Raw genomic sequence first — 23,652 nt, 5'->3', positions numbered from 1 at the left:
CGAGGACCTCCCCGTAGAAGATCGCGGCGTCGAAGGCGTTGCGGGTGTGCAGCCGCGTCCAGGCGGGCGCGGTGTCGCGCCACGTCTCCCAGTTCGACACGAGCAGGCCCTGCCAGATCCCGAACACGGCCCCGTCGCGGTCGGCGGCCAGCGCACCGCGCCCGGTGTGCAGGGCCACGGGGCCGACCGCGACGGTGGCGCCCCGCTCGCGGATGCGGGCCGCGGTGACATCGGCGTCCTCGACCGCGAAATACGGCGTCCAGGCGACCGCGACCTGGAGGGACGGCGCCAGCGCCCCGATCCCGGCCACCGGAACCCCGTCCGCCAACGCCACCCGGAACTCCTCACCCAGCTCGGCCGGCACGAACGTCCAGCCCATCGTCGCACCGTAGAAATCCATAGCGGCACTCAGGTCACGGGCCATCAGGCTCACCCAGCACGGCGCCCCGAACACCGGGGCGCCGGAGCCGAGTTGGGCCGTGGAGTCTGTTGATGGGGGCGTCACGAAAACCCTCGCTTCCAGGAGTCCCCCACACCAGCCGGTCGGCCACGGTCGCTTCCACTATCCCGCCGCCGCGCGGCGGGTGCCCGCCGACGGGCCGGCGGCGGGCACCGATGCCCCCTGCCACAGATCCCGGCGCTTCGTGTTGCGGATGCGGCCGTACGGGTCATGCTGGAGAAATCCGCGCTGTGCTCAATCGGCTACTTCTGGTAGGCCTCGCGTGGCTGCGGACGCGGGAGTGGCCGGCGAGCCGCTCCTGCCGACAAGGGAGCCGCAGTGGTCACCATCGACAGTCCCCGGAAGTACACCCTGAGCCTCGCCGCGACGCCTGACCGCATTCCCCAGGTCCGCCGCATCGTCGCCGCCCACCTGCGCCACTGGCGCCTGGAGAGCGTCATCCAGCCCGTGAGCCTGGGCGTGTGCGAACTGCTCACCAACGTCCACCGCCATGCCCGGGGCGACCACGACTGCGTCCTGGAACTGCGCTGGGCTCGCGGTCGGCTCACCGCCTCCGTAGCCGACACCGACCCCCGCCTGCCGCGCCTCCGCGGACCGCGGCCCTTCGCCGAACGCGGCCGCGGGCTCGCCCTGGTCGCCCACCTCAGCGACAGCTGGGGCACCCACACCACCCCCGGCGGCAAGGTCGTCTGGTTCACCCTCACCGCCCAGCCGCAGGCGCTGCGGCCACTGCGTCCGCTGCCGCCGCTGCCCACTCTGAGCGCGGCGGCGACCCTCCCCGCCCTGCAGTGCTTCGACACCGGGCCCTACGAACCGGCACGGTGGGACGACACGTGGTGCCTCAGCGAGGCATGAGGTCCGGGGGCTCGCGAGCCCTCGGACTACGAGGTCGTCGCCGACCGCCGGCGCCAGGCCCTGACCGACGGCGGGGTTCCCGGCCCTGACCGACCTCATCGCGACCGAGGTCACCACCCCTTGACTTGACGCCGACTCGGGGCCTGACACGGCGGCGCCGGCGGCTGATGGTCCCAACCCGTCCAGCGCCTTCGTTCCTTCGTACGTAAGGAACGCACTGGCGGACTACCACGGGGCGCGGAGAGGAAACCTCGCACCGGCACATACGAAAGGGCACCCTGGGTGCCAGAGTGCCTTCCGGTGCGGTCGGTGCGCGAGCTGGTCGAGAAGTGCCGCGCAGAAAGCTTTCAGGTCATCCGGCTTGCGGCGTTCATTCGCCGCGCTCCATCTGGGCGAAGATGCTGGTGTCGAGCTGCGACAGCAGTTGTGCGGTGTCCGCGTACACGGCCAGCGCGCCGGCTTCTTCGAGGTCCGCTCGGGCGATTCCTCCGCAGAGCAGCGCCACGGTGCGCACACCCGCGGCGCGTCCCGCCTTCATGTCCCAGACGGTGTCGCCCACGAACACCGCCTCCGTGGGATCGGCCTCGGCCAGCTCCAGTGCCCGCCGAACCGGGTCGGGGGCCGGCTTGCCCTCGCTCACGTCGTCCGCACTCGCGACGCCCGCGATGACGTCGTCGGCGTCGATGGCGCGGCGCAGCGCCTTCAGCTCCGGTCCCCCCGCGGACGTCGCCAGCACGATGCGCCAGCCCCGGGCGGCCAGCTCCCGCAGCAGGTTCCCGGCTCCGTCCAGCGGGGGCAGCCGCTCGAAGTAGGTGCCGTACAGGGCGGTGTGCGCGGCGGCGAGTTTCCCGTCTTCGTCCTGGTCGTGGTCCTCGCCGAGCAGGTGCGCGACGAGGTCGTCCGAGCCGAGCCCGATGGCGCGGTGGATGTCGTGCATCGCCGCGTCGTGTCCGGCCTGGCGCAGCGCCTCCCACCACGTGACCACGTGCAGGTGGTTGGTGTCGACGAGGGTCCCGTCGACATCGAAGAGAGCCGCACGTGCCATGTGCCCACGCCTTTCGTTCCGCCCTGCCCGGGGGCTGCCGCCCTCTGCCGATCATGCCGCCGTTACCAGACCACAACATCTCGTGGGCCCCCGGGCGCGACGGGTTGCCCCGGCTCCGCACCCGAATCCTGCCGCGCGGCGGGTGAACGGCGAGGTTTCGGCCGGAGAGGTTCGGCAATGGGTGAACTCTGAGCGAACGAGACACCGAGGAGGCCGCAATGGCCATCGCAACGTACTGCCTTGTGGCCCTGGACTGCTCCTTCTGTCTCTGTCGGGACTGACGCCACGCCCCTTTCGAACTGGCCCTTCAAGCGAGCGAGAAGCACGGAGAACAGCGTGAACGACTCACCTTCCTCGGCCTCCCCGGGCGCCGGGGCCGACTCCCCCGACCTGGTGCAGGTCATGCTCGGCGAGTGCTCCGCGGCCGACGCGGACGCGGTCTTCGAGGTGCTCGGCGCCCACTTCGCCTCCGACCGGGCCGGCACCGTGCCCGGCCGGCGCGAGGGGCCGCGCCCGGCCGCCTGGGCCGGAAGCTTCGTCGTCGACCACGCGCCGTCCGAGGTCGCCGGGGTGCTGCTCGCCGGGCCCGTCACGGCCGATCTGCAGGGCGGGCCCGTGGCCGTGGACCGGCTGCGCCGGACGCTCGCGGCGGCCTTCGCCGTGGAAGCGGCGGGCAGCGCGGCGGGCGACCAGGAGGTGGATGTGCAGGTGCGGTTGACCAACGGGTAGCGCCAGACGCTCCGCGGGAAAGCCGCTGGTTCGGTTGCGAGGCCGTCGGGAGCAGGATCATGGTGCTCGGACCGCCCACAATGCTCAGCACCGATTTACGCTGGATATCAGGAGCTGGAACTCTTCCGCGAGATCGGAGGGCACCATGGTCGTCCTCGGAGTCATCCTCCTGGTCGTCGGTTTCGTGACCGGCATCTCCATCCTGTGGACCATCGGAATCATCCTGCTCGTCATCGGCGCCATCCTGTGGCTTCTGGGATCGGTCGGCCACGCGGTCGGCGGACGGAGGCACTACTGGTAGGCACGCGGCCTGACGCTCCATCAGCCCGGGATCGGCGCGATGCGCGGTCCCGGGCAGAGTCGCGCCCCACAGGCCAACGACGACCTCACAAGCCGATGACGATCAAGGCCGTGTCGTCGGTGGCGCCGCCGGACGGCATCAGGTCGGCCAGGATCGCGTCCGCGAGGGGTTCCGGGCCGGCGCCGTGGTGGCGGGTGAGGGATGCGGCGAGTCGGCGTAGGCCCTTGTCGATGTCCTCGTGGCGACGCTCGACCAGTCCGTCGGTATAGAGGACGAGGCTCGCCCCGGCGGTGAAGGCCGCGGTCGCCTGCGGGCGGGCCACGGGCTCGGGGCGGGCACCGAGCGGAGGGTCGGTCGCACCGTCCAGGAATTCCACCGTGCCGTCCTGGTGGAGCAGGGCCGCGGGGGGATGGCCAGCGCTGCTGTAGGCCAGGGTGTGATCGCTCCAGTCGATGACGGCGAGGAAGGCGGTCGTGGACTCGGCGCCCTCGACCGAGCGGGCGTAAAGACCGAGCACGTCGAGGGCCCGGGCGGGGCTGTCGGCCACGCGGGAGGCCGCGCTCAGCGCGCTGCGCAGCTGGCCCATGACCCCGGCGGCGGCCAGTCCGTGGCCGACCACGTCGCCGACGGCGACCGCGAGCCGGTCCCCGGGCAGCTCGGCCAGGTCGTACCAGTCGCCGCACACGTTGAGCGCGCCGACGGCGGGCCGGTAGCGCACCGCCGCGCTGCGCTCGCCGAGCGGCCCCGGCGCGGGCAGCATCGCGGCCTGCAAGGACAGGGCGACCTCGTGTTCCCGGGCGTGGGCCCGGCGCAGCCGTTCGTTGAGCTCCTGGAGTTCCCGGGCCCGGGTGTACAGCTCGGCCTCAAGCACTCTGGCCCGGTCCCCGTCCGCCCCGCCGGCCCGGTCGCGGGCGCGCATGAGCTCGGTGACCTCCTCCACCCGGTGCAGGATCAGGACCACCTTGCCGTCCTCATCGAATACGGGGGTGTTGACGGGGCTCCAGTACCGCTCCTCCCACACGCCGGGACGTGAGGGATCCACCACGTCGTAGCGCTGCAGCGCCATGGTGTCGCGCTCGCCGGTCTCCGCGACCCGGCGCAGCGAGGCGAACAGGTTGCGCATGCCGCTCGCGTCCGGGTCGCCGGGGTTGTCGGGGAAGACGTCGAAAATGTAGTGGCCGACGACCTGCCCCCGGGTGCGGCCCGTCATGGTGAGGAAGGAGTCGTTGACCTCGGCGTACACGAGGTCCGTGGTCAGCAGGGCCACCGGGCCGGGCAGCGCCCGGAACACCACCTCGTAGTCGATGCCGGACCCGTTCACGATGCACCTGCCCGCGCGACGCCTCTTCGATCTTGTGCTCTTCACGATAGGCGGCATCGCGGTATCGGGCCCGCCCGGAAACGCCCGGAGGGCAACCGGATGCCGTCGCATCCGGTTGCCCTCCAGGTCAGCGGGTCCGCGCGGTCAGAGCACCGGCATCGGATAGGTCGGGTACTCGACCCCGGAGACGTGCTGGACGACCCGGATGACCTGGCACGAGTAGCCGAACTCGTTGTCGTACCAGAGGTAGAGGATCGCGTTGTCGCCGTCGACCTTGGTCGCGCCCGCGTCGACGATCGAGGAGTGGCGCGAGCCGACGAAGTCCATGGAAACGGCGTCGGGAGCGGTCGTGAAGTCGATCTGGCGCTTCAGCGGCGAGTGCAGCGACACGTCGCGGAGGTAGTCGAGGACCTCGTCGCGGGTGGTCTCGCGGCCCAGGCGCAGGCTCAGGATGGCGATCGAGACGTCCGGGACGGGCACGCGGATCGAGCTGCCGGTGATCGGCGCCTTGAGGTCGGGCAGCGCCTTGGCCACGGCCGAGGCCGCACCGGTCTCGGTGATGACCATGTTCAGCGGCGCGGAGCGGCCGCGGCGGTCGGCCTTGTGGTAGTTGTCCAGGAGGTTCTGGTCGTTGGTGAACGAGTGGACGGTCTCCACGTGGCCGCGCAGCACGCCGTACTCGTCGGCCATCGCCTTCAGCGGCGGGACGATCGCGTTGGTGGTGCAGGAGGCGCAGGACAGGATCTGCTCGTCCGGCTTGATGGTGTCGTGGTTGACGCCGTGGACGATGTTGGGGACGTCGCCCTTGCCCGGGGCCGTCAGGACGACCTTGTCGATACCGGGGCGCAGGTGCTGCGAAAGACCCTCGCGGTCTCGCCACTTGCCCGTGTTGTCGATGAGGATGGCGTCGTTGATGCCGTGCGCCGTGTAGTCGATCTCGGACGGATCGTTGGCGTAGATCACCTTGATGGTGTTGCCGTTGGCGATGATCGTGCTCGTCGCCTCGTCCACCGTGATGGTGCCCTGGAACTGGCCGTGGATGGAGTCGCGGCGCAGCAGCGAGGCGCGCTTGACCAGGTCCGCCTCGCCGCCGCCGCGCACGACGATGGCGCGCAGCCGCAGGCCGTTGCCCGAGCCGGCCTTCTCGATGAGCAGGCGGGCGACGAGGCGGCCGATGCGGCCGAAGCCGTACAGGACGACGTCGCGGCCCTCACGGCACTCGATCTTGTTCTCGCCGATGGCGCCGGCGACGGCCTGAGCGGTGAAGGCCTCGACCGAAAGGCCGCGGTCGTCCGCCTTGTACGTCGCGGCGAGCATGCCGATGTCGATCTGGGAGGGGCCGAGATCGAGGGTGGTCAGAGCCTGCAGGAAGGGCAGCGTCTCGGTGACCGAGAGCTCCTCGCCGGCTATCTGGCGGGCGAATCGGTGGGTCTTCAGAAGGCTGACCACCGACTTGTTCACCAAGGAGCGGCTGTGCAGCAGGACCGTGACGTCCCGCTCGCGGTGCAGCTTCCCGATGATGGGGATCATCGACTCCGCGATCTCCTCGCGGTTCTTCCAGTTGGTGAACGAGTCGTCATTGACAGTCACAGGTTCATCTTTCGAGCTAGGCGGCGCTCATATGCTAACCCCCCGCTGATTTTGATCGTTCAAGTGGTGCCCTTCCGGTGGGCGCCCGGCGCCGCTGTGTCCAGCGGGCGGCCCGGTCGTCGATCCCCTCCTGCGGCGACGACCGGGCCCCGCGCGCACTCAGCCGATCGACCAGTGCTGGAGCGCCGAGCCGGTGTCCGGCTGCTGGGTGACCAGTGCTCCGTCGGTCGTGGCGGCCGTGGTGAGCAGCAGTCCGCTGGACTTGGATGTCACCGTGTATCCGCCGCCGGCCAGGGCGGTGACCGCCCAGTGCTGGTTGGCGCCGCCCGTGCAGGCCCACTGGATCACCTTCGCCCCGGCCGCGCTGGAGCTGTCGCTGACGTCGACGCACAGCTTCGACTCGCCGTTGGCGATCTGGTAGCTCCCGTCGGACTGCCGGGTGAAGACCCAGTTCTGGTTGGCCCCCGCGTTGGGGCTCCAGGTGATGAGCTGGGTGCCCTGGGTCGTCGAGTGGCCCGGGTCGTCGAGCGCCTTGCCCGAGGCCACCAGGGTGTGGGTGCCGTCCAGGGAACCGCCGGTCGCGGAGCCGGTGGGGGTGAGGGTGAGGGTCTGCTCGGCCGCGCTGCGGGCGCCGCCGACCGCGCTGCCCGTGGTGTCGGTCCAGCTGCGGGTCGGCGTGGTCTCGGCGAGCCGGCCGGCCTGCGCGGACAGGCCGAGTACGAGACCGCTGTACCGGTTGACCAGGCGATAGGACCCGGTGGAGGCCACGGGGACGATGAACCACTGCTGTCCCACCGTGGGGCCGCCCGACCCGGCGGCGGCGACGGTCGGCTTGGCGCCCCAAGCACGACCGGCCTTGGAGGTGGCGGGGACGCCCAGGAGCCGGCCGGTGGACGCGTTGGCGATGCGGTACGAGCCGTCGCCGTCTGCCGTGAACACCCAGGACTCCAGGGCGGATCCGGTGGCCGACGCGCCCGAGGTCGTCGACGAGCCGCCCGGGACCTGGGCCAGGACCCGGCCGTCTCCGCTGCCGATCCGGTACGACTTCGTGACGTCGACCGGGGGCGCGGCGGGCGCCGAGGAGCCCACCGTGACGTCCACGTACTCGCCGCCGGCACCGCCCTGGCAGTCGATGGAGCAGTACGACCTGAAAGTCTTGCCGACGATGGTGGAGTTGGTGCGGTTCGCGCCGTCGAGGAACCAGCGGTACCAGGAGTTGTTGGTGTAGCTGCCGGTGTCGCCGATCAGGTGCCACTTCTGGCTCGCGAGGTCGTCGGTCGCGTAGAAGCGCTGCGGCGCCGTCCCGTTCACCGCCTCGGGCTCGCCGATGTACAGGCCCAGGTAGGCGTTGTAGGTGATGTTCATGACGAACAGCGGTGATTTCGTGGGGAGTTGACCCGCCGCGATCTGCTGGCTCACCGTGCCCGCGTTGGCGGGGTCGTAGTCACCGGCGACCGGCGTGTACCCGGTGGAACTGGCACCGTCGACCGGCACCATGTTGCTCTCCAGACCACCCACACCCGGCTGCGACCAATGGCCGTCGTACCACTTCTGCCAGGAGCCCCGGGCCATCTTCGAGGAGATCGGCGCACGGGCGACATGCGCGAGGCTGTCCTCCCAGTTGCCGCCCTTCGCGACGATCCGCGAGCCGTAATAGACGTAGAAGTAGCCCGACGCGGTGTCGACGAACAACCGCTGGTCGCCGTCGCCGTAGGAGTACGTCTCGTGCGGGAACTGCGTGGTGTCGCCACGCTTGGTGCTGTACGGCGAGGTGATCGCGTGGTCCTTGATGGTCCAGGTGCGGCCCTGGTCCTTCGACACCGCGTAGTCGATCGCGTCGAAGTGGATGCCGTCGTTGAACGGCGCCGGGGTGAACTCGTTGTGCACAAGGCCGTACCAGTCGCCGGTGTCCGGGTCGACCCACATCCCCGACAGGTCGCAGTAGTTCTTCTGCGCATAGCCCGCGTTGCCGACCGCGTACGTCGCCTCCAGGCCGGTCGGGCTGTTGTTGCAGCGATAGGTGGTGTCGTTGTTCTTGTCGTTGGCGTTGGCCGGGTTCACCGCGTCGCTGATCGCGCTCGACCGCGAGGCGCTGTCCATGTCGGTGCCCGTGAAGAAGTCCCAGTACCGGGGGTCCTTCGCGCCGTACAGGGCGGCGGACTGCTGGAAGTAGAACGTGCCGTCCTTGTCGACATAGGTCGAGGCGGGGGTGTCCGTCGGGTGCGCGTACGGCACGGGGGATCCGACGCTGATCGTGTACGTGGCATCCGGGGACGCGGCCGCCGCGGGCGGCGCCACCGCGGCGGCCAGCGCCAGAACCGCGGCGCCGACGGCGGCGACTGCTCTGAAGGTGGGGGAGGACACGGGCACTCCTTCTGATGTGGGAGCGGTGAACGGTGCTCGCCGGCGGCGTGGCCGACCGCGTGGTGGGCAGTCTGTGCACCACGCGGCACACCGTCCACGGACATCCGTCGGCCGGACTTGGACTTTTGTCGGCCACGGCGACGGCCGGCGGGCGCCGCGCTCCGACGTGGGCCGTAGCACGGAGGCGGCACCCGCGTCCCCGAATATGCCGAATACATACCCGCCCGCAACAAGAGCGGGAATGCGCCACCGAAAACTGACTCGAAGCCAATGGATATGCGCTCCTCAACCCGACCTGCAACCCATACCCAAAGGGCACGGAACCAGATATTCCGGGCGGTGAGTTTCGATACCCCTAAAGGATGAGTAAGGTGTGGATCGCTGTCGGTGAACCTGCGCAAGAGCTCGGACTCCGGCGTAATTCCGCATGGCTGGAATTCGTAGGACGCAGGGTGTCGTCTGTGGGGACGGGGAGAGGATCGTGGCTGCCGGCTCGTTCGAGGGACACTACGTGTGGCATCCGGCGGCCGACGATCGCGAGCTGGCACGCGCGTGCACGGACGTGCGGGCGGGGCGCTACCTCGGCGCCCACAACGTGCTCGAAGAGGCGCGCGGAGACTACGAGTTGAGGGCTCACCGGTCCCTGGTGCTGGCCTCGGAAGCAGCCGACTCGGACCTCGCGGAACGCTGGATGGCCGAGGAACCCGGTCCGGAAGCGGCCCTGTTGGGGGCGCGCGTGGCGATGATCCGCGCACTGCGCATGGCGGATGCCGGGGACGCCCGGGCCGATGCCCTGCTGCGCATAGCGCAGGCGGCCTGTATGCGGGCGGCGCGCCTGCTGCCCCAGGACCCGACCCCGTGGGTGGCCCAACTGGCCCTGGCCCGCATCGACGGCCCCCGCGATCCCGCCCCGAGGGGGCTGCTCACCGCGCCGCCCGGCCCCTGGCAGATGTTCGCCCATGTGCTGCGGCTCGACCCCTGGCACCGCGAGGCCCATCACCGGTTTCTGGCCTGCTTCTTCACCCGTCACGGCGGCTCGGCGAGCGCCCGGTGGGACGTGGCCTCGTTCCTCAGCCACCGGGCGCCCGCCACCTCCGCGCTGCGGCTCCTGCCTCTGGTCGCCCTCGTCGAGGACTACGACCCGAACGTCCTCCTCGCGGACCACACCTGGCAACAGCCGCAATGGGCCGCGACCATCCTCGGCATTTACCACAACTGGTTTCCACAGGCTGCCAGTTACCGTTTCACGCCGGTCCTCGATCTGGCCTATCTGGCGCACGCCCTGTTCATGGCGAAGCGCGAATTCGAGGCACGGGAAGTCCTCACGGCCATGGGCCCGTACGCCTCGCGCATGCCCTGGAGCGCGTTCGGCGACCCCGGAGAACAGCTGACCAGGGCCAGGAGGTCCTGCGGACTCCCGACCCCCGCAACGGCCTGAGCACGACCGGCGCCGCAGACCCGCCCGCGAGACCTACGCGTCTTTTCACCCCCGAGGAAAGGTTGCCACTGTGTCCGAGCGCACGTCCCACACCCGCTCGTCGAGCCGAGACCGGGAATCATCCGTGGCACTCGACGACGATGCCACGCTGCACGCCATGGGATATCCCCGGAAACTCACCCGGAGATTTCACGCCTTCGACAATTTCGCCATATCCTTCACCATTATCAACATCATCTCCGGAATTTTCTCCGCATTCGGTTTCGGAATGGGAGCGGGCGGCCCCCGCATTCTCGTCTTCGGCTGGATCGGCGTCTCGGTCATGGTGCTGTTCGTGGGCGCCGCGATGGGCGAAATCGCGTCCGCCTACCCCACCAGCGGCGCCCTGTACTTCTCCGCGGGCAAGCTCGCCAAGCGCCATCGTGGCGCCTGGTCCTGGTACACGGGCTGGCTGAACTTCGTCGGCCAGGTGGGCGGCACCGCCGCGACCAACTACGCCGCCGCCACCTTCATCCAGGCGTTCATCGGGATGCAGTGGCCTTCGTACGAGCCCACGCAACAGCAGACGGTCGCCATCGCGACGGCGATCCTGCTGGTCCAGGCGCTCGCCAACACCTACACCGTGCAGTTGGTCGCCCTGGTGAACCGAATCTCCGTGTGGTGGCTCCTGGTCGGCATGGTGGTGATCGTCGTCGCCCTGACCGTGAAGCCCTCCTCGCACCAGCCGGCCTCGTTCGCGACGCACTTCGTCAACAGCACCGGGTTCAGCAACGGTCTGTACGCCGCGATGCTGGGCCTCCTCGTGACGAGCTGGACGTTCACCGGCTTCGACGGCAGCTTCCACATGTCCGAGGAGACGGTGAGGGCCACCGTCAACACGCCCAAGGGCATCATGCGCGCGATCATCTACTCGGCGCTCGCCGGACTCGTCCTCATGCTGGCCCTCGTGTACGCGATCCGCGACTACGCGGCCGAGATCACTTCGGCGGCCCCACCCGTGCAGATCCTCGTCGACGCGCTCGGCGCCGGCACCGCCAAGCTGCTCCTGCTGATCGTAATCGGGGCCATGCTGTTCTGCGGCCTGGCCAACATGACCAGCAACACCCGGCAGATCTTCGCCTTTTCGCGGGACGGGGCGATGCCGGGGTCACGCTGGTGGCACTCGGTGTCGCTGCGCACCCGCACCCCCGTGAAGGCGGTGTGGCTCGCCGCGGCCTGTGCGCTGGTGCTGATCATTCCGGCCCTGTGGTCCCACACCGCCTTCACCGCCATCGTCAGCGTCAACGTGGTCGGCCTGTACCTGGCGTACGGGGTGCCCATCTTCCTGCGGCTGCGGCTGAACGACTTCGCGCCCGGCCCGTGGAACCTGGGGCGCTGGGGCAGGCCGGTGGCGGCGGTCGCCGTGATCTGGATCGTGCTCAGCAGCGTGCTGTTCATGCTGCCCCAGGCCTCCCCGATCACCGTCGACAACTTCAACTACGCGCCGATCGCGCTCGGCGCGGTGCTGCTCATCGCCACCGTCTGGTGGTTCGCCACCGCCCGTCGGCGCTTCCAGGGGCCGGTCAGCTACGGCAGCCCCGATGAGGTGGCGGCGATGGACCTCATCTGACACGGTGTCACCTCAGGCGTCGGGTACCCAACTGCCGTGGAAACCAAGGGGTACCCGGCCCGGCAGGTGGATGCGGGCGACCGGCTCTGCGGTGAAGTCCTGGGCGGCCAAAATCACCAGGTCGCTCGCGCCCCGCTCCGGATTGTGGACGTAGGCGAGCGCGTAGCCGTCGTCCTCGGCCGCCTTGTGGCCGTGCGCGTCGCGCGGCACGAACACGGCTTCGCCCGCGGCCGCCGCCTTCGGCAGCCGGTGCACCTGTGAGGTGCCGCGCAGCAGGTCCTGCTTGATCAGGGCGCTCCTGAACGCCTTGTCCGGCGGGACCCCGTCGACCGTCTCGTACGCGGCGAAGAACTCGGCGGCGGCCGCGGAGTAGCCGTACCGGTGGCGCCTGGACACCGTCGCCTCGTTCACGCGCGGGAACTCCTGGGGCCGGTCGTCGATCCGCCGCTGGTGGACGCGGCCGTGCTCCAGGTCGATCGTCCAGCGGTCGAGCGCGGGCGTCCCCGTCGCGGCCGGGCCACCGGAGCCGCGCCCGGCGACGAAGAACGGCGCCGGGTACGTGGTGAGATCCATGACCACTGTCGCCCCCTCGTCGTACGCGTTGAGCGTGTGCGAGTAGAAGACGGGGTCCACCTCGAACCAGCGGACCGGGCCGCCCCCGCGCGGCATGACCCCGACCCGCGCCGCATGGTGGTCGTCCCACGCGTACGGCACAGGCGCGCCGCTGCGGGCCGCCTCCGGATCGAAGGTGATCGGGATGTCGATGACGACGACGTGCCGCTCGGTGAGCCCGAAGTCGTGCACCATCGAGCCCGCCGGCATGGGGATCCGAGTCGTCCTGGTCACCTTCCCGGTGCGGTCCACGACGATGTGGCGGACGTGGTCCCAGGTCGGGTAGTACGCGAGCGCGTGCAACTCGTCGGCGTGGGCGTCGTACTTGGTGTGCGCGGCGAAGGACCCGCTCAGCGTGGCGCGGAAGTCGTACGGGCGCAGCGTGTTGAGCTCGCCGTCCAGCTCGTACGGCAGCGGCCCGCTCTCCTGCATCGCGAGGATGCGGCCCTTGTACGGGATCACTTGCGTGTTGCAGGCGAAGTCGTCCTCGGGCACCGGCCCCGGGTACTTCTCCCCCAGTTCCCCGGCGACGGCGGCCGAGCGGACCCAGCGATTGCGGTACCACTCGGCGCGGCCGTTCCTGAGGCGGACGCCGTGCACCATGCCGGGGCCGATCATCCAGTGGTGGGCCCGCGGGTCCTCGATGCCGAAGGCGTTGGGGCCGTTGCGCAGATAGCGGCCGTTCAGCTCGTGCGGGATGCGGCCGGCGACGGGCAGCGAGAACGCTGTCAGCTCTTCCGCCACCGGCGCGAAGACGCCTTCACGGAAGGGGCTTCGGCCCGGGGTCGCGAAGGCGGCGGGGGCCATGAGCGCGGGTGGGCCGCCGCGCAGCGCCACCGTGCCTCCCGCCAGCGCGATCGCCGCCGTGCCCCGCAGCACGTTCCGCCGAGTGTGACCGGTCATCGCCGAGCCCCCTGCCTTCTGTTCTCGCCGTACGGATCTCTCGCTCACGATCCTGCGGCAGGAGCCGGGCCCCGGTCAGGAGGCCTGGGGCCCGGAAGGGGGTGGTGCCAGGCCCCCGGACGCCAGGTGGTTGCAACCCGCTTGCAACCACCCGCATGGTGAGGTGTGGCTACCGGATCCGCACGCCATGGCCCGCAGGGGGCTGTTGTGCGGGCCGGAGGAGCGAGGGAGAGATGACGCCCGCGGAACACCCGGGAACACCCCCGGGAACCGACGCACCACCAGTTGAACTCACGCCTGAGGCACGCGAGTTGATCCGCACACTGCGATCGAAGCACGGCCCGCTGATGTTCCATCAGTCGGGCGGTTGCTGTGACGGCAGCGCGCCCATGTGCTACCCGGAGGGCGAGTTCCGTACCGGCGGCTCGGACGTCCTGCTCGCCTCCCTCGCGGTGGAGGGAGTGGCTGAGCGCGTCCCGTTCTGGATGTCGACGAGCCAGTACGAACTGTGGCGGCACACCCGGCTGATCGTCGACGTGGTGGAGGGCCGGGGCAGCGGGTTCTCGCTCGAAGCGCCGGAAGGCGTGCGGTTCCTCATCCGGTCGCGGCTGATCTGAGCCCCGCCGCCCCCTGGGGCCTCAGTCCCGGTCGTGCACGGCCACGATGCCGTTGAAGACGCCGACGTACGCGGTGCCGTCCGGGCCGATGGTGATCGGCGCCCAGTTGTTGTCGTACTCGGGGCCGGTTCCGGTGAGCTTCTTCCAGCGGACGGCGCCGGTGCGGAAGTCGACCGCGGTCAGGTACCAGGCGTCGATGCCGAGCGCGTTGGGCTCCTTCTCGTAGAAGTACAGGAGCCCGTTGGCGGTCGACAGCTTCGGCACGACGGAGGGCGAGCGGACGGCGCTCTGCCACACCGTGTCACAGCCGCTGCCGTCCTTGCGCACGTCGATCCGAGTGGCTCCCCCCACGACGCTCCGGCCGAAGGTGAGTGAAGTGAGGTTCTCGTAGCCGTAGTTGTTCTCGACGACGAGGCTGTTTCCCCAGCTGATGAGGGAGTTGTCGGTGGTCGACTGCCCCGAGCCGAACACCGGGATCCTGCACACCTCGCGCTGCCCGTCGGGCACGTCGTTGCCGCGTCGGTAGACGACGACGTTCATGCGGTCGTCGGCGTTGTCGGTGATGGCCACATAGCCGTCGCCGAACAGGTCGGGGGTGGTGCCCGAACCCTGGTTCACGGAGCCGGGCTTGGTGCCGGTCCCCCGGTCGTAGGTCTGGCGCCACTGCACGACGGGGGTGCCGTCGGCGGCGGCGCGGAAGCTGTAGAGGGCGTGGTCGGAGACGATCGAGACGCCGTCCTCGGCCACGGAGAAGGAGTTCTGGATCTCTTCTCCGGCTAGCTGGATCGAGTGGACGGCCCCGGTCGCCGGGTCGACCGTGCCGACGCGGCCGAGCCGGGTCACCCACCAGATGCGCCCCTGCCAGTCCGGCATCACGGAGGTGACGGGGTCGCAGGTGCCGCTGGGGAAGAGGTTGGTCCAGCTGATGCAGTCGTGCGGAACGACGCCGGAGAGATCCCAGTCGTTGTCGACGACAAACGCCCAACTGCCGTCCGCCGCCTGCCGGTGCGCGATGCGCAGGATGTGGTGGCGGGAGTCGGCCAGGACCACCCGGTCCTGGTTGTCGAGGTAGAAGTAGGCGCCGCCGGAGGTGTCCTTGAAGATCTTCTCGAAGTCGAGCCGGGTGATCGCCTCGACGGTGGAGGAGCGCTGCGGCAACTGGTACTCGGCGAGGGTGGCCAGGGTGTGCGGGTCGAGGAGCTTCAGCTTGAAGCCCTGGAAGGTGCCGCAGACGGTGATGAGCCGGCCCGCCGCGTCGAAGGTGGCGGTGGCGCACTCGCCGCCGAGCGGCGCGATCTGCTCGCTGGTGACCTGGGGATCACGGCCGAGCGGCCCGGAGTACGGGTGGGTGCCGCTCCCCCAGGAGTCCCCGTGCATGCCGTTGCGGCCGTTGGTCGCCATGAACGGGTTCTGCGCGGGCACCGGCGCCGGGACCGGCTGCGCGGCCGCGGGGGCACCCTCGTACTGGCTGACCAGCCGGTGCCCGGGTGCCTTGGGTATCTCAGCGGCCCGGACACCGGCCGGCCCCACCAGGGTGCCCGCGGTGACGGCGAGCGTCAGGGCCAGTGCGCGGGCGAACACTCTGCGGGACATGCGGCTCCTCGGTATGCGTACGTACGAAAGTCGTCGCGCCGCCACCGGACGTTAGAGGTGCCTGCTTGAAGTGTCCATGGAAGCTGAGGGAGTTTCATGTATGCGTCATGAGGGCGCAACACTAGCTCTGAGCCCACCTAGTTGCAGCTCGGACCCCGTAAGGGGCGCGGGGAACTGCGCAACCAGCCCCCCAGGCCCGCACCCGAAAGCCGCACCCCGCCAGGGGTTACTGAGCCAGCCGCCGCTCCAATGGCGTGCGGAAGCTCGGCTTGATGCGCACATCGCCGAAGAACGCGGCAAGCCGATCCGCTTCGACGTCGATCGCCGCCCGCGCGTCCCGCCCCACCCCCACCCCCGCGAGGACCTCCGTAACGATCGAGCCGTCGGCCCGCTGAGCCCACCCACCCACGACCCGCCCGTTCCACCAGACGCTCGGCCCGATGTTCCCGTTCGTATCGAAGAGTTCGGCCGTGTGATCGGCATCGAGGTACCAGTCGCGATGCCGCCAGCCCATCGGGGTGGGATCGAGGGCGGGAAGCAGCGCAGCCCAGGGCTCGGGCTCGGCAGGGGGTTCGAGGTGGGCGGGCAGCGCATGGCCCGGACCGGCGTCGAGGTCGACCTCGACCGCGTCGGTGCGGGCCAGCGCCTTGCGGGTGTCGGTGAGCGTCCACCCCGTCCACCACTTGACGTCCTCCGTGGTGGCGGGCCCGAACGCCGCCAGGTACCGCCCGGCGAGCTCCGCCTTGGCCTCGTCGACGGGCAGGTCGGGGTGCGGTTCGGCGGGGATCCAGCGGTACTGGCTGGAGGCCCAGGTGCCGAGCGGCCGGCCGCGCCGGATGCGGCTCTCGGCGGCCATCACGCCGAGGAAGCGACTGGTGATGCGGGGCCGGGCCTCGTACGGCTTGCCCTCGGCCTGGACGATCTGCGACCTCAAGTCGGGTACGTCATCGGCGAGTTGAGCGGCGGTGGCCTCACCGCGCCGCTGCAGGGCGGCCAGCACCGCGGCCTCGGTCGCGGCGAACCAGCGCTCGTCGAAGCCGAGCTGTTCCTGGACGACCTTGGCGAGGTTCTTGCGTTCGCGGGCCGCCACGGCGCGGGCGGTCGACGCGTCCACGACGGGGGCGAGCTCGCGCGGCACCACGAACATGGTGCGCCGCATGCAGAGCATCCGTACCAGCGTGTGGTCCTCGTACAGCGCGCGCTCCAGGTCCGCCACGGCAGGGTCCTTCAGCCGGGCGGCGACGCTGAGGTACACGGACGCGGGGTCCGTGGCGTGCAGGCCGAGCACCGCCTCGGCGACCGCCTCCGGGGCATGGGCGCGGGCGGCAGGGGTGAGCAGGTGGCGGGCGCCGAGGCGGGCGCGCCGCTCCTCGGCGGTGATCTTCCGGCGGGCCTTGGTCATGGCTTGAGGCTACCGACCACCCCTGCCGTCGCGTTGAGTCCGTTCTGGATGGTCGTCGCCATGCTCGTACCGGCCAGGAAGAAGCCGAGCAGCGCGCAGACGATCGCGTGCGAGGGCTTGAGCCCGCCGCTCCGCAGGAAGATCACCGCGAGCACCACCAGCAGCAGGACCACCGAGATCGAAACAGCCATGACGAGCCTCCTCCGCCGCGCCGGATTCGCGGCACTCGGGCGTCAGTGTGGCGGAGGAGGCGCTGCTCACCGGCTCAAGACATGTCCGCCGTACGGGTGTTGACTGCGCGTGATCCCGCTACTCGCCGTGGGCGCGGAGGAAGGTTTCGAGTCCGGCGAGGTCGTCGGTGTTGAACCAGTCGATCCCGGCGGCGTACAGCTCGCGCCACAGGGCGTCGCGTTCGGGTCCGGCGACGTCGAGGGTCGCCCAAAACCTCAGCCGCCGGCGGCCGGCGTGGCTACGGGCCACCAGGTCGCGCAGCTCGGCGCGTTCGGCGGCGGGGAAGGGCCCGGCGCCGGTCCAGGTGAAGTGGTCGGTCCAGGCCTCGCTGATCAGCGGGATGAAGGAGGCGGTGGCGGCCGTCCCGAGGTCGTCGAGCCGCCCGTCGTAGAAGGCGTACCGCACCTGCTGCGCCTCCATGGGCGTGCGGGCGCCCCGGTCGCCGGAGATGACCGCGGTGATGGCGCTGGTCCGCACCCGGCCGTGCGCGTAAGAGCTGAAGAGGTGGCGGTAGGGGACGAGGTGCCGGTCGAGTTCGAGGTAGGTGGCCGCGCCCTCGGTCTTGATGTCGATGAGCAGCTGGAGCGGGTGGTAGTAACCCCGGTACACCGAGCCGTGGTTGGCCCGGATCAGCCTGCGCAGCGGGTCGAGGTAGAGGGATTCGAGGGTGCGGCTCGGGTCGAGCTCGCTGGGGTCGTGGCCGACCAGGAGTCGGCCGTCGACGAGGAAGATGTCGGCCTCGACGCTGGTGAAGCCGTGCGCGAGGGCGTCGAAGAGGGGGTGGGTGTGCTCGTAGTCGTTGTGCGCGTGGGTTCTGCGCAGGGGCCTGGGACGGGAGGGACGGGCGGCCGCGCGGGCGGTGCCGGCCAGGGCGGGCACGGCGACGGCCGCGGCGAGGGTGGCGACGGCACTGCGGCGGGTGAGATGGGCCATGGGTGCGCTCCCGGGGAACGAGGGACGGACGCGACCGAGTATGCGTCGCGCTGCGCACAACTGACGTGCGGCTGACAGGAGTTGGCTGGTCCTTCGTCCCCGTGTCACCCGCCGGTCAGGCCTGCGGCGGGGCCTCCCAGCTGACCGTGCGGTCGCACCAGCGGTCGAGGAGTACCTGGTCGTGGCCGACGGCCAGCAGGGACGCCTTCGTCTCGCGGCGGTAGTTCTCGACCGCCGCGACCAGCGCGGCCGTCGTCGATGCGTCGAGCATCGCGGTCATCTCGTCGCAGATCAGCAGGCGCGGACGGAGCACCAACGCCCGTGCCAGACAGGCGCGTTGGAGCTGGCCGTCGCTGACCTCGTGGGCGCTGCGGGTCAGGAGGTCGCCGCCGAGGCCGACCGCGTGGGCCAGGGCGTCCACGCGCTCGCGGATCTCGATCCGCCGGCCGGTCGCCTTCAGGGGCTCGGCGATCAGGTCGCGCAGCCGCAGCCGCGGGTCGGCGGAGAGCCGGGGCGACTGGAAGACGACGCCCACGGTGGTGCGCAGGGCGCGCGGGGCGCGGTGGCGGTAGTCGGTGACGGTGGTGCCGTCCAGGACGACCGTTCCGGCGTCGGGTCGGTGCAGCAGGGCCGCGACCCTGGCCAGGGTGGACTTGCCGCAGCCGCTGGGGCCGAGCAGGCCGACCGCCTCGCCGTGGGACACGGCGAGGCTGACGTCGCGCACCACGGGCCTGCCCCGCTCGTAACCGGCTGTGATGTTGCTGAGCTCAAGCACGGCTGGGCTCCTCCGCGTGGGCGTGGTGGCAGGCGGCCCGGCCGTCGAACCGCGGTTGGGTGCCGCAGAGCGCGTCGGCCAGGTCGCAGCGGGGTGCGAACGCACACCCCGCCGGGAGGTCTCCCAGCTCCGGCGGCATGCCGGGGATGGGTTGGAAGGATCGTTCCGGCAGGGCATCGAGCAGACCACGAGCGTACGGGTGCCGGGGACCCGGCTCGCCGAAGAACCTGGTGGCGTCGGCGAGTTCGACGATGCGGCCCGCGTACATCACGGCGACCCGGTCCGCGATCCGGGCGGCGGCCGCCAGGTCGTGCGTGATCATCAGCAGGGCGCGGCCCTCGTCGACGGTGCGGCGCAGTTCGTCGGCCGTGCGCTCGACCAGTGCGCGGTCGAGCCCCGTCGTCGGTTCGTCCGCGAGCAGCAGGGGTGCGTCGCCGACCAGGGCCAGCGCGGTCGCGGCACGCTGGGCGAGCCCGCCGGACAGTTCGTGCGGGTAGCGGTCGAGGTGGTCCGCCGGGAAGGCCGCGCGCCCGGCCGCGTCCCGCGCCGCCGCGCGCAGCGCCTTGCGCGGGACCGACGTCAACTCCCTTACGATTTCCACCAGTTGACTGCCTACCGTGCGTACTGGGGTGAGGTGGGCGGCCGGGCTCTGCGGTACGAGGCCGACGCGCCGGCCCCGTACCGTGCGGGCGAGCAGCCGCTCGTCGGCGGTGATCAGGTCCGTGCCGTCCTCAAGCAGCGCGACGCCCTCGGATTCGGCGTTGGCGGGCAGCAGGCCGAGCAGCGCGGAGGCGAGGACGGACTTTCCGCAGCCGCTCTCGCCTACGAGCGCGAGGCACTCCCCCGCCGCGAGGTCGAAGGAGGCATCGTTGACGGCGGCGATGTGTCCGCCGCCCCGCATCCGGAAGCGTACGGAGAGGTTCCGTACGGAGAGCACGTTCGGGGCTTCAGACGTCACCGAGGTCACAGCGGTCACAACATCAGCTCCGATCGGCGGCGCGGGCTGAGCCGTTCCCGCCAGGCTCCGGCCAGGCCCGCGATGGCGAGGGTCGGCACGATCAGGAGGAGGCCGGGGAACAGCGTCGGCCACCAGTCGCCCGCGAGCAGCGAGCCGCGTGCGCTCTGGACGAGGTTGCCGAGGCTGGCCTGGTGGGCGGGCAGGCCGAGGCCGAGGAAGGACAGGGCAGACTCGTGCCACATGGCGTGCGGCACCATGAGAACCGCGGCAAGACCGGCTTGCGGCCACACAGCGGGCAGCAGATGACGGACCGTCACCCGCCATCGCGAGGCGCCGCCCGAGATCGCCGCGTCGATGTACGGGCGCGAGCGCAGGGACAGGATTTCCGAGCGGACGATGCGGGCCGTCGAGAGCCAGTGCGTCAGCGCGACCGACACCACGACCGGCCACACTCCTGGGCGGAACATCGCCACGACGAAGATGCCGAGCAGCAGGTGCGGTACGGACGAGCAGGTGTCGACGAGCCGCATGACGACCCGGTCCGTCCACCCCCCGAACGCTCCGGCGACGGCGCCGACCGCAGTGCCGATGAGGGTCGCGGCGAGCGCGGCGACGGCGCCCACCAGCAGGGAGACCCGCAGCCCGTACACGCAGCGGAGCAGCAGGTCGCGACCTACGTCGTCGGTGCCGAACGGGTGGGCCCAGGACGGGGGTTGGAGCTTCCCGGCAAGGTACACGGCCTGTTCGTCGAGCTGGGCCAGCGGCGGCACGAGGACGACGGCGAGCACGACGACGGCCAGGATGACGGCCGAGGTGCGCACCCGCACGGTGCGGGTGGATCTGCCGAGGCGTACGTCAGCCATCGAATCCCACCCTCGGGTCGGCGAGTCCGTACAGGAGGTCGGAGAGCAGGTTGCCGAGGAGTACGGCGGCGGTCGCGAGCACCGTGAGGGCGGCGAGCAGCGGGAAGTCGACGGAGGTCGCGGCCTGCACCGTGGCGGCGGCGATGCCGGGCCAGCTGAAGACCGTCTCGACGAGCAGCGCGCCGGTGATCAGCTCGGGCACGCGGGAGCCGATCAGGGTCAGCATGGGGAGCATGCCGGAGCGCAGCGCGTGGCCGGTCAGGACGGTGCGTTCGGCGAGGCCGCGCGCCCGCGCCCCGCGCACCGGGTCCTCGGCCAGCGCGTCGCCGACGCCTTGGCGTACGTACAGGAAGAACCAGGGCAGTTGGGACAGGCCGAGCACACACGCCGGGAGGACCAGGTGGCTGATGACCTGGCCGGAAGTGACCGTGTCGCTCGCGGTGTCCGTCAGGCCCCCGGCCGGCAGCGCGCCGAGTTTCAGCGCGAAGAACCAGATGGCGAGCAGGCCGAGCCAGAAGGCGGGGGCGGCTTCGAGGGTGTAGGCGGCGGAGCTGACCGAGCGGTCGAGCCAGCCGCCGCGGCGGCGCGCGGCGAGCACGCCGAGCGCGGTGCCGAGCACGATCGCGACGGCGAACGCGGCGGTGGCGAGCAGCGCCGACCAGCCGATGCGTTCGGCGATGACGTCGGCGACGGGCTGGCGCAGCACGCCGGAGTCGCCGAGGTCGCCGCCGAGGGCCGAGGTCAGCCAGTCCCACCAGCGCTGCACGAATGGCTGGTCCACGCCGAGGTTGGCGCGCAGCTGGTCCAACTCGGCCTGGGACGCGGTGAGTCCGGCTGTGCCCGCATATGCCTTGACGGGGTCGAAGGGGGACGCGGCGGCGACCGCGAAGACGCCGAAGGTGACGGCGAGCAGGACGGGAACGGCGGACAGGATCCGCCGTCCGGCCATGCGGCCCATCGCCTCCCACGGAAGGCGGCGGCTCACTTCTTGGGGGTCCACTTCTCGACGTCCCACCAGGGGCCGGACGCGAGCCCGTGGTCGTGCGGTTCGACCTGGGTGGAAAGACCGTCCCACTTGTCGTTGACGACGTACAGGTGGTCGATGTGAGTGAGGAAGGTGTAGCCCGGGTTCTTCACGAGCTCGCGCTGAACGGTGTCGTACGCAGTCTTGCGGACGGCCTGGTCGCCGCTCTTGCGGGCGTCGTCGAGGGCCTTGTCGACGGTGTCGTTGACGTACGAGGCCATGTTGTTGAAGCCGTCGCCGGCGAGCGAGGACTTGAGCAGGTTGTACTGGTCGAAGTCGGGGTCGCCGGGCGAGCCGCCGCCCGCGAGGACCGCGTCCTGCTTCATGCGGGGCTCGATGACCTCCCAGGTGCCGGACTGGGTGGTGACGGCGATGCCCGCCTTCTTGGCGTCGGAGGCGAACGCGAGGGCGTGGTCCTGGCGGAGCTTGTCGCCGGAGAGGTACCAGAGCGGGAAGGCGGCCTTGACGCCGTCCTTCTCGCGGATGCCGTCGGCGCCCGGCTTCCAGCCCGCGTCGTCGAGGATCTTCCGCGCCTTGCCGAGGTCGTGGGCGCGCTCGGTGCCGGCGGCGAACCACGGGCTGCCGGTCGGCACCGGGCCGTAGGCCGGCTTGCCCGCGCCTTCCAGGATGCGGTCGACCATGGCCTTGCGGTCGACGGCGAGGTCGAGGGCCTGGCGCACGGCGGTGTCACCGGCGACCTTGTTGCCGGTGGGCAGGGTGACGTTGCGGTAGTCGTACGTCTTCGCCGCGTACGTCTTCTTGCCCTTGTCGCCCTTGAACGTCTTGGCGAGGTTGGGCGGCAGGATCGCGCCGTCGAGGTCGCCGGCCCGCAGCCGGGTCGCGCGCACGTCGTCGTCCTTGATGATCGCCATCGTGAACTTCTTCACGGCGGGCGCGCCGCCCCAGTAGGAGGGGTTCGCCGAGAAGGTGATCTTCTCGCCCTTCGACCACTTGGTGAGCGTGTACGGGCCGGTGCCGACGGGCGCGCTGGAGAAGGCGCCCGAGTTGACGTCCTGCGGGGCCGCGACGTGTTCGGGGACGACGGGCAGCACGGTCCGCTCGGCGAACGGGGCGTAGGGGTACTTGAGGGTGAAGACCACCGTGTCGTCGCCCTTGGCCTCGACGGACCTCACCGCGTCGAGCTCGCCCTTGGACGGGTTGTTGGTCTTCGGGTCGAGGATCTTCGTGTAGGTGAACACGACGTCCTTGGCCGTGAACGGCTTGCCGTCGCTGAACTTCACGCCCTGGCGCAGCTTGTACGTGTACGTCAGCCGGTCCGCGCTCACCTCGGGCAGCGCGGTGGCGAGCGCGGGCCGCAGCTTCATGTCCGCGTCGAAGGTGAGGAGCCCGTCGAAGAGCTTGGAGTTGCCGTCTTTGCCGTAGCCGAGCAGCGGGCTGAGCGTCTCGGGCTCGTAGGCGATGCCCACGACCGCGGAGTCCTTCTTGCCGCTTCCGGCCGCCCCACCGCCCGGGCTGGAACAGGCGGCCGTGCCGACGGCGAGCGCCCCGGCCAGTACGGCGGCGGCCGTGGCACGTATGGAACGGGCGGTCATGCGGCCCACACCCCTTGCTGAAGATCCACTGCTATTGCGAACAAATCGCAATTAAACCCGCCAGTAAAGGAGTGGTCAAAAACGGCACGGCCCCGGTCCGCGCGGATGGCACGGACCGGGGCCGTGGGAGGCGGGGGCGAGGGCGGCTACTCGCCCGTCGCGCCGTCGATGGCCTCGCGGAGCAGATCGGCGTGGCCGTTGTGGCGGGCGTACTCCTCGATCATGTGCGTGAGGATGTAGCGCAGCGAGATGGCCTCCTCGCGGAACTCCACTGTTTCATCAAGGGAGTTGAAGGCCTCGGCCGCGGAGCGGGAGTCCTCGCACGCGGCCCGCGCACTTCCAGGCGAGGGTCTCGCGCTGGTGGTCGAGGAACGCGGTCAGTGACGTACGGTCGTCGGCCGTCTTGGCGGGCTCGGTGCGCTGGTGATCACTCATCGGCCGATGATGCCAAGGCGCGAGGGAGCCGGGTGCTCGCC

General features: G+C 70.7%; 23 protein-coding genes. 6 read left to right on the top strand and 17 right to left on the bottom strand.

Annotated features, from left to right (window positions below; translation table 11 throughout):
* Nucleotides 1-505 (bottom strand): VOC family protein (locus tag ADK54_RS37110; protein WP_234392358.1); only part of this gene is annotated, 505 nt, incomplete at its 3' end.
* A 273-nt stretch (nt 506-778) separates the two neighbouring features.
* Here ADK54_RS37110 and ADK54_RS37105 point away from each other — a divergent pair.
* Nucleotides 779-1,315: an ATP-binding protein gene (locus ADK54_RS37105; RefSeq protein ID WP_063802132.1), complete on the top strand. Its 537-nt coding sequence runs from the start codon at nt 779-781 to the stop codon at nt 1,313-1,315.
* Nucleotides 1,316-1,685: 370 nt separating this feature from the next.
* On the opposite strand, the gene ADK54_RS37100 is transcribed toward ADK54_RS37105, so the two are convergent.
* The gene (locus ADK54_RS37100) at nt 1,686-2,360 is read right to left on the bottom strand and encodes an HAD family hydrolase (protein WP_053730226.1); all 675 of its coding nucleotides are present in this window, start codon (nt 2,358-2,360) and stop codon (nt 1,686-1,688) included.
* A gap of 336 nt (nt 2,361-2,696) precedes the next feature.
* Between ADK54_RS37100 and ADK54_RS37095 the strand changes: the two genes are divergently transcribed.
* Nucleotides 2,697-3,089 (top strand): hypothetical protein, encoded by a 393-nt coding sequence (locus tag ADK54_RS37095; protein ID WP_053730225.1) that lies wholly within the window; start codon nt 2,697-2,699, stop codon nt 3,087-3,089.
* A gap of 145 nt (nt 3,090-3,234) precedes the next feature.
* On the top strand, nt 3,235-3,390 hold the full coding sequence (locus tag ADK54_RS47025) for a DUF6131 family protein (RefSeq protein WP_199827121.1): 156 nt from the start codon (nt 3,235-3,237) through the stop codon (nt 3,388-3,390).
* An 85-nt stretch (nt 3,391-3,475) separates the two neighbouring features.
* On the opposite strand, the gene ADK54_RS37090 is transcribed toward ADK54_RS47025, so the two are convergent.
* From ADK54_RS37090 to ADK54_RS37080, 3 genes are all read right to left on the bottom strand, one after another.
* The gene (locus ADK54_RS37090) at nt 3,476-4,711 is read right to left on the bottom strand and encodes a PP2C family protein-serine/threonine phosphatase (RefSeq protein WP_053730224.1); all 1,236 of its coding nucleotides are present in this window, start codon (nt 4,709-4,711) and stop codon (nt 3,476-3,478) included.
* A gap of 144 nt (nt 4,712-4,855) precedes the next feature.
* The gene (locus ADK54_RS37085) at nt 4,856-6,301 is read right to left on the bottom strand and encodes a glyceraldehyde-3-phosphate dehydrogenase (RefSeq protein ID WP_053730223.1); all 1,446 of its coding nucleotides are present in this window, start codon (nt 6,299-6,301) and stop codon (nt 4,856-4,858) included.
* Nucleotides 6,302-6,460: 159 nt separating this feature from the next.
* Complete coding sequence (locus ADK54_RS37080; protein ID WP_053730222.1) at nt 6,461-8,665, bottom strand: RICIN domain-containing protein; 2,205 nt, start codon at nt 8,663-8,665, stop codon at nt 6,461-6,463.
* A 481-nt stretch (nt 8,666-9,146) separates the two neighbouring features.
* Between ADK54_RS37080 and ADK54_RS37075 the strand changes: the two genes are divergently transcribed.
* The gene (locus ADK54_RS37075; protein WP_199827120.1) at nt 9,147-10,103 is read left to right on the top strand and encodes a hypothetical protein; all 957 of its coding nucleotides are present in this window, start codon (nt 9,147-9,149) and stop codon (nt 10,101-10,103) included.
* 157 nt (nt 10,104-10,260) lie between these two features.
* Nucleotides 10,261-11,712 carry an amino acid permease gene (locus ADK54_RS37070; protein WP_053730229.1) on the top strand — a complete coding sequence of 484 codons (1,452 nt, stop codon included), beginning with the start codon at nt 10,261-10,263 and terminating at the stop codon, nt 11,710-11,712.
* Nucleotides 11,713-11,724: 12 nt separating this feature from the next.
* On the opposite strand, the gene ADK54_RS37065 is transcribed toward ADK54_RS37070, so the two are convergent.
* Entirely contained in the window at nt 11,725-13,227 is a 1,503-nt protein-coding gene (locus tag ADK54_RS37065) for a carotenoid oxygenase family protein (protein ID WP_053730221.1), read from the bottom strand.
* 233 nt (nt 13,228-13,460) lie between these two features.
* Between ADK54_RS37065 and ADK54_RS37060 the strand changes: the two genes are divergently transcribed.
* Entirely contained in the window at nt 13,461-13,844 is a 384-nt protein-coding gene (locus ADK54_RS37060; protein ID WP_053730220.1) for a DUF779 domain-containing protein, read from the top strand.
* A gap of 21 nt (nt 13,845-13,865) precedes the next feature.
* Here the strand turns inward: ADK54_RS37060 and ADK54_RS37055 are convergent, their stop codons facing one another.
* The 11 genes from ADK54_RS37055 to ADK54_RS48635 all read right to left on the bottom strand — a co-directional run bounded on the left by ADK54_RS37055 (nt 13,866) and on the right by ADK54_RS48635 (nt 23,611).
* Entirely contained in the window at nt 13,866-15,437 is a 1,572-nt protein-coding gene (locus tag ADK54_RS37055; RefSeq protein WP_053730219.1) for a hypothetical protein, read from the bottom strand.
* 226 nt (nt 15,438-15,663) lie between these two features.
* Entirely contained in the window at nt 15,664-16,839 is a 1,176-nt protein-coding gene (locus tag ADK54_RS37050; protein WP_053730218.1) for a winged helix DNA-binding domain-containing protein, read from the bottom strand.
* Nucleotides 16,836-17,030, bottom strand: a complete 195-nt coding sequence (locus ADK54_RS37045) for a hypothetical protein (RefSeq protein ID WP_053730217.1) — start codon at nt 17,028-17,030, stop codon at nt 16,836-16,838. The genes ADK54_RS37050 and ADK54_RS37045 overlap by 4 nt, the downstream gene beginning before the upstream one ends.
* 118 nt (nt 17,031-17,148) lie before the next feature.
* A complete protein-coding gene (locus tag ADK54_RS37040) occupies nt 17,149-18,003 on the bottom strand; it encodes a phosphatidylinositol-specific phospholipase C/glycerophosphodiester phosphodiesterase family protein (RefSeq protein ID WP_053730216.1) in 855 nt (284 codons plus the stop codon).
* 115 nt (nt 18,004-18,118) lie between these two features.
* Complete coding sequence (locus ADK54_RS37035) at nt 18,119-18,778, bottom strand: ABC transporter ATP-binding protein (protein WP_053730215.1); 660 nt, start codon at nt 18,776-18,778, stop codon at nt 18,119-18,121.
* Nucleotides 18,771-19,679 carry an ABC transporter ATP-binding protein gene (locus tag ADK54_RS37030; protein ID WP_053730228.1) on the bottom strand — a complete coding sequence of 303 codons (909 nt, stop codon included), beginning with the start codon at nt 19,677-19,679 and terminating at the stop codon, nt 18,771-18,773. The genes ADK54_RS37035 and ADK54_RS37030 overlap by 8 nt, the downstream gene beginning before the upstream one ends.
* A 71-nt stretch (nt 19,680-19,750) precedes the next feature.
* Complete coding sequence (locus ADK54_RS37025) at nt 19,751-20,599, bottom strand: ABC transporter permease (protein ID WP_053730214.1); 849 nt, start codon at nt 20,597-20,599, stop codon at nt 19,751-19,753.
* A complete protein-coding gene (locus ADK54_RS37020; protein WP_199827123.1) occupies nt 20,592-21,557 on the bottom strand; it encodes an ABC transporter permease in 966 nt (321 codons plus the stop codon). The genes ADK54_RS37025 and ADK54_RS37020 overlap by 8 nt, the downstream gene beginning before the upstream one ends.
* Nucleotides 21,558-21,580: 23 nt before the next feature.
* Entirely contained in the window at nt 21,581-23,176 is a 1,596-nt protein-coding gene (locus ADK54_RS37015) for an ABC transporter substrate-binding protein (RefSeq protein ID WP_053730212.1), read from the bottom strand.
* A 146-nt stretch (nt 23,177-23,322) separates the two neighbouring features.
* Complete coding sequence (locus ADK54_RS48640) at nt 23,323-23,448, bottom strand: DUF664 domain-containing protein (protein ID WP_078966921.1); 126 nt, start codon at nt 23,446-23,448, stop codon at nt 23,323-23,325.
* 7 nt (nt 23,449-23,455) lie between these two features.
* Nucleotides 23,456-23,611 (bottom strand): hypothetical protein, encoded by a 156-nt coding sequence (locus ADK54_RS48635; RefSeq protein WP_324610218.1) that lies wholly within the window; start codon nt 23,609-23,611, stop codon nt 23,456-23,458.
* Nucleotides 23,612-23,652: the final 41 nt, after the last annotated feature.

This window comes from Streptomyces sp. WM6378 (assembly GCF_001279695.1).
In the GTDB taxonomy this organism is placed as follows: Bacteria; Actinomycetota; Actinomycetes; order Streptomycetales; family Streptomycetaceae; genus Streptomyces.
The sequence above is the reverse complement of the archived record's forward strand: the minus strand, read 5'-3'. Positions and strand labels throughout refer to the sequence as shown.

What these genes read in the sequence shown, in the direction of transcription:
- ADK54_RS37100 (WP_053730226.1), bottom strand. Translation starts at nt 2,360, where the DNA reads ATGGCACGTGCGGCTCTCTTCGATGTCGACGGGACCCTCGTCGACACC.
- ADK54_RS47025 (WP_199827121.1), top strand. Translation starts at nt 3,235, where the DNA reads ATGGTCGTCCTCGGAGTCATCCTCCTGGTCGTCGGTTTCGTGACCGGC.
- ADK54_RS37070 (WP_053730229.1), top strand. Translation starts at nt 10,261, where the DNA reads ATGGGATATCCCCGGAAACTCACCCGGAGATTTCACGCCTTCGACAAT.
- ADK54_RS37065 (WP_053730221.1), bottom strand. Translation starts at nt 13,227, where the DNA reads ATGACCGGTCACACTCGGCGGAACGTGCTGCGGGGCACGGCGGCGATC.
- ADK54_RS37060 (WP_053730220.1), top strand. Translation starts at nt 13,461, where the DNA reads ATGACGCCCGCGGAACACCCGGGAACACCCCCGGGAACCGACGCACCA.
- ADK54_RS37055 (WP_053730219.1), bottom strand. Translation starts at nt 15,437, where the DNA reads ATGTCCCGCAGAGTGTTCGCCCGCGCACTGGCCCTGACGCTCGCCGTC.
- ADK54_RS37050 (WP_053730218.1), bottom strand. Translation starts at nt 16,839, where the DNA reads ATGACCAAGGCCCGCCGGAAGATCACCGCCGAGGAGCGGCGCGCCCGC.
- ADK54_RS37045 (WP_053730217.1), bottom strand. Translation starts at nt 17,030, where the DNA reads ATGGCTGTTTCGATCTCGGTGGTCCTGCTGCTGGTGGTGCTCGCGGTG.
- ADK54_RS37040 (WP_053730216.1), bottom strand. Translation starts at nt 18,003, where the DNA reads ATGGCCCATCTCACCCGCCGCAGTGCCGTCGCCACCCTCGCCGCGGCC.
- ADK54_RS37030 (WP_053730228.1), bottom strand. Translation starts at nt 19,679, where the DNA reads ATGCGGGGCGGCGGACACATCGCCGCCGTCAACGATGCCTCCTTCGAC.
- ADK54_RS37025 (WP_053730214.1), bottom strand. Translation starts at nt 20,599, where the DNA reads ATGGCTGACGTACGCCTCGGCAGATCCACCCGCACCGTGCGGGTGCGC.
- ADK54_RS37020 (WP_199827123.1), bottom strand. Translation starts at nt 21,557, where the DNA reads ATGGGCCGCATGGCCGGACGGCGGATCCTGTCCGCCGTTCCCGTCCTG.
- ADK54_RS37015 (WP_053730212.1), bottom strand. Translation starts at nt 23,176, where the DNA reads ATGACCGCCCGTTCCATACGTGCCACGGCCGCCGCCGTACTGGCCGGG.
- ADK54_RS48635 (WP_324610218.1), bottom strand. Translation starts at nt 23,611, where the DNA reads ATGAGTGATCACCAGCGCACCGAGCCCGCCAAGACGGCCGACGACCGT.